At 56.4% G+C, this 7,543-nt stretch carries 11 protein-coding genes; 9 read left to right on the top strand and 2 right to left on the bottom strand.

The window, feature by feature from the left end; translation table 11 throughout:
* Nucleotides 1–143 precede the first annotated feature (143 nt).
* From mobC to GVN17_RS28620, 9 genes are all read left to right on the top strand, one after another.
* Entirely contained in the window at nucleotides 144–698 is a 555-nt protein-coding gene (mobC, locus tag GVN17_RS28660) for a plasmid mobilization relaxosome protein MobC (protein ID WP_166598642.1), read from the top strand.
* The gene (locus GVN17_RS28655; RefSeq protein WP_166598641.1) at nucleotides 685–1,716 is read left to right on the top strand and encodes a relaxase/mobilization nuclease domain-containing protein; all 1,032 of its coding nucleotides are present in this window, start codon (nucleotides 685–687) and stop codon (nucleotides 1,714–1,716) included. The genes mobC and GVN17_RS28655 overlap by 14 nt, the downstream gene beginning before the upstream one ends.
* Before the next feature lie 82 nt (nucleotides 1,717–1,798).
* Entirely contained in the window at nucleotides 1,799–2,050 is a 252-nt protein-coding gene (locus GVN17_RS28650; RefSeq protein WP_166598640.1) for a hypothetical protein, read from the top strand.
* Nucleotides 2,034–2,336 carry a hypothetical protein gene (locus GVN17_RS28645; protein ID WP_166598639.1) on the top strand — a complete coding sequence of 101 codons (303 nt, stop codon included), beginning with the start codon at nucleotides 2,034–2,036 and terminating at the stop codon, nucleotides 2,334–2,336. Before GVN17_RS28650 ends, GVN17_RS28645 begins: the two co-directional genes overlap by 17 nt.
* Complete coding sequence (locus GVN17_RS28640) at nucleotides 2,333–2,596, top strand: hypothetical protein (RefSeq protein ID WP_166598638.1); 264 nt, start codon at nucleotides 2,333–2,335, stop codon at nucleotides 2,594–2,596. Before GVN17_RS28645 ends, GVN17_RS28640 begins: the two co-directional genes overlap by 4 nt.
* A gap of 54 nt (nucleotides 2,597–2,650) precedes the next feature.
* A complete protein-coding gene (locus GVN17_RS28635) occupies nucleotides 2,651–3,373 on the top strand; it encodes a recombinase family protein (protein ID WP_371928640.1) in 723 nt (240 codons plus the stop codon).
* Nucleotides 3,374–3,437: 64 nt separating this feature from the next.
* Complete coding sequence (locus GVN17_RS28630) at nucleotides 3,438–3,611, top strand: hypothetical protein (protein ID WP_166598637.1); 174 nt, start codon at nucleotides 3,438–3,440, stop codon at nucleotides 3,609–3,611.
* A gap of 209 nt (nucleotides 3,612–3,820) precedes the next feature.
* Nucleotides 3,821–4,054 (top strand): DUF3717 domain-containing protein, encoded by a 234-nt coding sequence (locus GVN17_RS28625; RefSeq protein ID WP_166598636.1) that lies wholly within the window; start codon nucleotides 3,821–3,823, stop codon nucleotides 4,052–4,054.
* 106 nt (nucleotides 4,055–4,160) lie between these two features.
* A complete protein-coding gene (locus tag GVN17_RS28620; protein ID WP_166598635.1) occupies nucleotides 4,161–4,712 on the top strand; it encodes a hypothetical protein in 552 nt (183 codons plus the stop codon).
* A 44-nt stretch (nucleotides 4,713–4,756) separates the two neighbouring features.
* On the opposite strand, the gene GVN17_RS28615 is transcribed toward GVN17_RS28620, so the two are convergent.
* Nucleotides 4,757–5,386 (bottom strand): lytic transglycosylase domain-containing protein, encoded by a 630-nt coding sequence (locus GVN17_RS28615; RefSeq protein ID WP_166598634.1) that lies wholly within the window; start codon nucleotides 5,384–5,386, stop codon nucleotides 4,757–4,759.
* Nucleotides 5,383–7,530 carry an LPD7 domain-containing protein gene (locus GVN17_RS28610; protein WP_166598633.1) on the bottom strand — a complete coding sequence of 716 codons (2,148 nt, stop codon included), beginning with the start codon at nucleotides 7,528–7,530 and terminating at the stop codon, nucleotides 5,383–5,385. The genes GVN17_RS28615 and GVN17_RS28610 overlap by 4 nt, the downstream gene beginning before the upstream one ends.
* Between the last annotated feature and the right edge of the window lie 13 nt (nucleotides 7,531–7,543).

Here is a 7,543-nt window from a genome sequence, read left to right as displayed (position 1 = left end):
CTTTTTGCCATGGCAAAAAGAGGCTTGGTGTAGTAGCGGAATGCAGGATAGACTGTCGTCGACAAGGTGTGCCACCTAGCCAGGTCCTCAAGCGCGTTGCGCTTTGCGGTCCTCGTTCGCAAGCGAACTGCGGGAGTTGTGAAATGCCTTCTACCAAGCCGCGCCTTGTGGCCCGTGTTGATGAAAAGACGAAGGCGGCTTTCGACGAGAGAGCCGCCACACTGCGATTAACTAGCGCCGGATTGCTGGAGCAGGTCGTTGCTGCTTTCTTGCAGATGGACCAACCAAAGGCGGGCCAGCTAGAAACGCCAGAGCCTGGTTCGACCAAGGGGCGCCAAAAAATAGATACGAGGCTAGCCCCGAAAGAGGTTGAAGCTCTGGATACCCTTTCCCAGGAAATGGGCTGGTCCAGGTCCAAATACCTCGGGCAGCTATTCCGGGTTCACCTTTCGGGAGAACCACGGTTCAGCGAAAAAGAAATGCTGGAGCTGCGCCAGGTGACAATGCAGCTCGGTGCTATTGGCCGGAACATTAACCAGATCGCTCGCGCCCTGAATGTCAGCTTGGATAATGCAAACCAGGCGCACGCGGTTCAGTGGGAAGTGATGCACAAGGTCATTGACGTTCACCGTAAATACGTCAAAGCCCTTGTTAAAGGTAATCTGGACTATTGGGGGTTGAGCGATGGCGACGAGTAACGCGGGCGGTTTCTCACGCGACGAAGAGCACAGCATCGAATTTGCTTTCGGGCACAAGCGCCCAAAAGGGCAGCGGCTGAAGCTGGGGAAGGGGGGCGCTAAGGCTCAAGCCTGGCGCACCGTTACCAAAGCCCCCGAAGTAATCGTGCGTGTGTCAGGCGGCGGTAAAACAGCCCAGCACGTCAAAGCCCATTTCGACTACATATCGCGCAAAGGGCAGCTCGAAATGGTCACTGACCAGGGCGAGGTTGTCCGAGGGAAAGACGAGGTGGCCGACCTGTTCGATTCTTGGGATATGGACCTGTCAAAAGGGCAGGGCGAGAATCGCCAAGCATTTAACGTGGTGCTGTCGATGCCTGCCGGTACCGATCCACAGAAGGTTTTAGCAGCAGCCCAGGGCTTTGCACGGGAAACCCTCTATGGCAAGCACCAATATGCGATGGTTCTGCATACGCCGGAAACAGACCCCCACAAAGACGCACCACCCCATCCGCATGTTCACTTGATTATCAAGGCCGAGGGCTACAACGGTAAGCGCTTGCATATACGCAAAGCGACCCTGCAAGCCTGGCGTGAGACGTTTGCTGAACAGCTAAGGGATAGGGGCATCGAGGCGAACGCAACGCCGAGGGCAGTCCGAGGTATCACCCAAAAGAGCAAAAGCGCAGCTATCTATCATCTGGAGAAACGCGGTGATTCAGACGTGCATGCCGCTAAAGTGAAAGAGGCTCTGGAGGTGTTGAAGACGGGCACCCAGGAGCTGAAGCCTTGGGAAAAGGCGATTATCAACCGGCGTCAGAAAACCCTTCGGGAAATGCTCCAGGCGGCACAGACCTACGAGGCAGAAGGCGACAAGGATTTAGCCGAGGCTATCCGAAAGCACGCAGCATCAATGCCACGGCCAGAAACTGAACGCCACGTTATTAAAAAGGCCCTGGTCCAGGAGTTGAAGAAAAACCGCGACAAGACGCAGGGTAGGGACCAGGACGCACCCCAGCGCGAAGAAAAGGACAGGTAACGATAATGCATTTTCTGTAGTAACAGATATGCATTATATGTATTGTGTGGTTCTGCAAGTAATCAATCTCTTTGGAGGTGGCATGAAACCAAAATTGAGCATCGGCCAGGCCCTATTGGCTTGGGTCAACATGATTGCAGGAGCGGGGACGCTCTGCATTAGCCTGTGGGCCTTTCTGGCAACCCTCACAGACTGGGAATTGAAACTGACCGCCTACTATCTCTTTGGCATAGTCTTCGGCGTGTTCTTCATGCGTAGCGGCTTCCGTAAGCTTTGGCCGCGACCATCACAGCCGGAAACACGCCCGGAGGTTGAACATGAAACACCGCAATAAGCTTGTCCTTCATTACACCGATGATGTTCGCACCCTATTAACGGTTGAGTGCGACGGCGGGTTAAGCGTCGAGGTATTTGGTGATGGGGATAACGGCAGCTATGAGTGGCGTCTAGTAGACGATAACGGCCTGGTAGAGCAGCATTCCGATTGTGGCTATGGGATACCTGCCGTGGCTTTGCGCGACGGTCTCATTGCTTATTATGGACCGCCTGAACACAAAGCAGATCATGTGGATCTACGCATGCCAACAAGCCTCAACAGCGCTTCTACGGAAAGAAAATGACCGCCGAGTTTGATTATTTGAAGGGTCGCAAAGACCAGGAATTGCGCCTTTGGCATTCGTTGCTCAACGACGATAAGGCGGCCTGGTACCGGCCTGAGTTTCAACATGCAAGCTTGCGCAAGCATGCTGAGGTGCTGCACCGGTTCGGCATCATTGACGGTCCCGAACTGATCGAGCTTAACGAATTGGCCGACGCCCGTTATGGCGACGCCATCGAACGAATGGAAAGCCGCTTGGAGGGTTGCCCCCATGAACAATGAACGTGACCGGCTTATCAAATACTCTACTCATATGAGGTTTCGATAAGGCTTCGCGTGATTTATCATTTACCAAGAAAAATACAGCCAAATGATAGATTATCGCTCACCTTCGACTTCGGACCTCAAATGATAAACAGCCAGTGCCGCCTATACCTCCGCGCAAGCACCAAAGACCAGGATGAAGAACGCGCACTGTTTGCCCTGGAGCAGTTCGCGGCACAGCACAAACTTGCCATCGTAGCCACCTACGCAGATACCATTTCCGGCACCAAGCTAGAACGTCCCGAGCTTCGCCGCCTGCTAGACGAAGCCGCCCAGGGCGAAGTGTTGTTGTGCGAGAGCGTAGACAGACTATCCAGGTTGACGCACACAGACTGGCGACGCCTACGACAGATGATCGAGGACAAAGGCATGCGCCTAGTGGTCGCGGATCTGCCGACAACTCACATGCTTATCGGTGGGAACGACATAACCGGGCAGTTCTTGACCATCATCAACGACCTATTGCTAGACCTCATGGCCACCCAGGCGCGCATAGACCAGGAGAAACGCGTGGAGCGTATACGGGAGGGCCTGGCCAACAAGAGGCGCCGAGGGGAAAAGGTGGGCGGCCGTGGACGAAACCAGGAGAAATGGGCGGCCATCGAGCGACGGCTAAAAGAGAACCTAGCAATGGCGGATATAGCCAAGCTATGCGACGTAGGGATAGCTACGGTCTATCGAGTTCGCGCAGAGCTAAACCAAAATACAATTATCGAATCCTCACTAAACCAATAAATGCAATGACACTTATGGCAGAAGTGTCGTATCATAAATGCGTATTCTGTTAGGAGACGCATCTATGAACCGCGCAAAACCTCAGCTGTTTAACGTCCTGGACGCGACTGGCCAGGTGATCTACCAGGGCACTATAAATGGTTGCTCCCATTGGGTCGATTTGCACGCACGCGGCAAGGTCAGCGTAGAACGCGTGCGTCGTAGCTGCCGCAAGAAGGAGGCAGCCCATGCCTACTAACCAGGTATCAGCGGTCATAGAGCGCGTGAAGGGCACCCGCGTTTGCGACCTCGCCAAACTCCCTACCGAAGATGTGCAAGCCTTTTGCACGTCCCAGCCATCGCGATTCCTTGATAGCTTGCAGTTTGCGTTTAACCAGGCCAAAGACCAGCGGTCAGTGGAACATGGGCCGAGAAAGGATCATTGACAGCCTCATGAGGAAAGCCGCCATGACCGCGATTGAACCCCCCAGCGCTATTACCCGTGCAGATCTGGAAAACGCCCTGGTGCGTTGCTGCGATCAGCACCCCGCTAGTGCCAACGGCCATCGACTACATCCAGATGCGTCTCTGATGGCCGATCTGTTCGGCCTGATGTTGCACTATCGCCAGAATTCTACCGCCATTGCTGAGGTTGACGCGGCGATCATAGCCGCGTTTGAGCGCTGGAATACGGCAGAATAGCCCCGGCGTAAGCCAGGGACTTCCACACAACATCTTGTGTTTAAAGCCCCCGCCGGCATCAGCAGATGACACAAGATGTTGTGTTTCATTTGAAAGGAAAGTAAGCATGACAGACGAAACAACCATCTGGCAGGCCACTGCCATTGAAGTCATCGAGGCAATCAAAGCCGACTTTGCAAAGATAACCCCTCGGGAGTTGTCCCCCGGCGATATTTACGACCACCTGTTATCGGTGCGCCGCGAAGAACTTGCAGAGTGGGTACCAGCCGTCCGTGATATGGGAGAGAACGCCTTTTCCAGCCTCATGGCGGTAATTCTGGATCGCTTAGGCGGCGACGGTATAGTCACCTACGGCCGCCCAGCTATTTGGCTCCAGGTGACATTAGCGGAGGAAGGGCGGCTGCCTGACCGGTACGCTGGTGCACGGCGCTGGATTCGCCTGGCATCTGTTGAAGAAGTCCACCCCAAGCCAGGCATTGCCGTTGGGGAAGATATGCGCACCTGGCAATACGTGCTACAGGTGTCTGCCAATGGCAAAACCTACGATGTAAGCACGGTTCGTTATCTTGGCGCCGCCGTTGACGCGCCGGTAGAGCGCCTGCTGTCCTTGATAAGCGCAGCCGTGAGTGAAGAAAACCGCCGTAGGGCGCAACTGTAAAGGCCCCTAGCGCGCAAAAAAAGCCCCGGTAAACGGGGCTTTTTTCATTCTGTCGAGGCGTATTGCGTAGTAGGGGAGGACCTGGCAGGAAGCTGGTACTGCTTCCAGGCTTTCAACACCAGGTCGGGATACTCGCGTTGGCCGCGGCTGCCGTTGTACCGACCTAAAGCCATGAATACGTCGCCGTTTTCTGCGTCCAGATAATGCCGCAAGATCGAGCAGCCATAGCGCAGGTTTGTGCGGAGATGGAAAAGGTTGTCGCCAGGGCGATCAACCACCTTATTCCAAAAGGGCATGACTTGCATGTAGCCCCGCGCTCCGGCGCCGGATACGGCATATTTGCGAAACCGACTCTCGACGTACAGCAGGCCAAGGACCATTTCAGGGTCCAGGCCTGCGCGTACCGCTTCGTAATGCACGGTCAGCAACAACTTTTCGCGCTCTACCTGGTTAGGGACCCATGCGGCCAGGCGGGGGGATTGGGTGTCGAGCCAGGTATCCTTAGCTGCTACGGAAAGAAAAGACCCTTCCGGCGCGGCCTGGTCACTAACGGCCATGGCCAGGCCAGCCCGTACCGAATTCGAGATTTGTTCCTCCACCTGCGCACCGGCGCTGGCGACCCCAGGGGCCACCAGCGCCGCGCTCAGCAGGACGGCAAGGGCAAGCCCCCTCAACGTGCGGCCTCTTTCTGTGCGCCCTTACGCGGCTCCGGTTGCTGCTGTTCCTTCCCCTGTTGTTTCACCACCACGGCCTCTCGCAGTTTCGGGGCCGGGACCGGGTCCCCGTGGGCGATCCGCTCGGCCATGGCCAACTGTGCGACCGCCACGAAACGTTCCTGTTCTTCCTTGCTGTTCGGCCAAGTCTTTTCCGCGAATTTGTGAGCAGCGGCCACCGTGCCATACGCCGGTGCCAGATCGGGGTGTTTGTTCACCACCTCGCTCCGATCACCGTATACGAAGGCTTTGGCCTTATCGACCGAACCCACTTTCCAGGTGTTGCGGATGGCATCCACGTCCCGCGAGCCAACCACCTTACCCTGGTCATCAAATACCTTTTCCTTGGCAACCACGCCTTTGGTCTCCACCTTTTCTAGGCCGATGGTTTCACCAGGTTTAGCCTGGCTGTCTCGCATGGCCCGTTCCAGGTCTTTGCCCCATATGGTGCGTTCGCCGCTTTCCGTCATCACCTTGACAAAATAGCTTTGATCCTTCTTATCGTTGAACTGGTAATTCGCTTTACCGTGATCGAGCAACTGCCCGGACACAGCCCCTTCACGCATGCTGAAATCCTTCATGCGCGGCAGATCCGCAGGGCGATCCCCTTTGGCTGGGGTTTCCTGGAGCGGAGCAACGCGCTCACCTGCAGGCGGTGTAAGCGACCGTTTACCAGCGGCTTTCTCGCGCTGGGTTCCGACCTCGATGCTGTTCTCTTGTGCTGTTTCCTTGACCAGTTTGGCCAGGTGCGCTTTCTCGATAGCGGTAGGCTTGTAGCCACTCACCTCAAGGCCGTTCATGGACGCCTCAAGCCACGCAGCACGCCGGAATTCCTCACTACCCCGAACAGTGATTTTCTCCCAGCCACGAGCCTTGGCAATGTCCACCATCGAGGCGATAACTTCCTGGTTCTCGCTTTTGGTTGCCAGCTTCTGACCCTTGTCATCGAATGCCGGGGACTTGTCCGGGAAATAGAATTTGTTATCGACCTGGACGAACCGCGATTTCACATGGTCTGGAATTGCTTGTGCGCGGGCCTGAGCAGCTTCCTTGTTGAAGCGGATAGGTTCGGCTGGGTTATCACCTTCACGGCCCTGAGCGCCCATCTGAGGCGCGCTATCGCGGGTGCGCTGGTCTAGCCCCAGGTTATCGCGTTCCATGCGTACACGTTCGCGCTGGCGAGCCGCAAACAACATGGCTTCAGCATCCGCCGATTCGAGCACAGGCGCAGCGCGCTGGCCGTCCAGATCTGCACGGCGTCTGGTGGCAAAATCCCGGGCCTGGCCATCCAGCTCGGGGGAGGGTGCAGGTGTGGCCTGCGCCGCTGGTGTCTCGACAACTGGTGCGCGTGTGGCAGCCCTACGCAGGTTCTCGCGCTGGCTGGCCACCAGGGCCGACAACTCCGGGTCTAGCTCGGCGTCACGTGTCTGGCCGTTCTCTACGGTGTTCTCGCGGGCCTGGCTAGCGGCCGGAACCTTGGCCACTAAGGGAATACCGTTTTGCTTGAGGGCTTCAACTGCCGTGATGGAATTGTCCTTGTCGCCGGTACGGGCGTTTATGTCAGCCCCGGCCTGAAGCAACAAATTAGCGGTGCGGCCGTCCTTGCTGGCAGCGGCCGCATGTAACGGGGTAACACGGTCCTGGTCACGGGCGTTGACGTTGGCCCCGGCTTCGATCAGGACCTTGGCCACGTCCGGGTTCTTGGCCTTAATGGCAGCCAGCAGCGGGGTTTCACCCTTGACCTGGCCAGCTTCTAGGTCGGTTTTCGAGACCTTCGCTTCTAGGCTGGCCCCGGCTTCAATCAACGTCCGTGCTGCCTGGCCGGTTAGCGCTGGGTCATGCAACACAGTCTTGCCCGAGGGCAAGCGCATATTGACGTCGGCACCACGGAGTACCAGACCTTCCAGGAGCATTTGGCCATTGAACTTTTCGCCGGTCGATAACTGACCACGGACAGCGGAGAGTAAGAGAGGGACGCCATTTTCCAACGGCTCTTTCATGTTCGGGCTGAGTGTATTTTTGGCGTCGATAAGTGCAAGAGCCGTATCAACATGGTTTTCGCGCAGCGCTTTTACAAGACCTTCTTTGTCAGCTTTAGTAGCCATAGTTACGTTCCTT

Origin of the sequence: Pseudomonas sp. SLFW (genome assembly GCF_009905615.1) — a bacterium.
In the GTDB taxonomy this organism is placed as follows: domain Bacteria; phylum Pseudomonadota; class Gammaproteobacteria; order Pseudomonadales; family Pseudomonadaceae; genus Aquipseudomonas; species Aquipseudomonas bambusae.
The sequence above is the reverse complement of the archived record's forward strand: the minus strand, read 5'-3'. Positions and strand labels throughout refer to the sequence as shown.